1 protein-coding gene is annotated in these 504 nt (G+C 33.1%); it reads right to left on the bottom strand.

The window, feature by feature from the left end:
- Nucleotides 1-162: 162 nt before the first annotated feature.
- A partial coding sequence (locus ACODS7_RS32510; RefSeq protein ID WP_488828679.1) for a helix-turn-helix domain-containing protein occupies nucleotides 163-504 on the bottom strand: 342 nt, incomplete at its 5' end.

Raw genomic sequence — 504 nt, 5'->3', positions numbered from 1 at the left:
GATCGATGCGAGATGACGAAAGAAAAATTAGCTGATGTGCTGTGGAAGACTCTGGTTAAAGGAGCAACCACAAGCGATAAGAATAAAAAAGAAGAAGTGTATCATATTGAACTGCAAATAATGAATAAAAAAAATGATTGTTAGCATTGTGCTGACAATCATTCATTCATCTACGTCTAAGGCTGCTTGCATCATTTTATAAAGCATTTCTTGTTCCTGTTTTGGTTTCTGTTCTAGTTTTTGTAATAGAATATCAAATTTCTTACGCAAATCGGAATATTGTTGACTACTTAAGTGTGGATCATCTGAAAGTCCTAATAAATAATCCGTAGTTACATGTAATACTTTTGCTAGTTTCGTTATAGACTCCCTGGATGGAGTCTTTTTATTACTTTCAAACCGTGAAATGGTAGCTTTCGTTAGATCAGTTAGTTCAGCTAATGCTTGTTGGGTTAAGTTGTTCTCTATTCTTAATTGTTTTAACCGTTCATTAAACATGTATTT

It is taken from the genome of Bacillus sp. FG16, from assembly GCF_057809515.1.
Note: the sequence above shows the minus strand (reverse complement) of the source record. Positions and strands in the feature narration are given on the sequence as shown.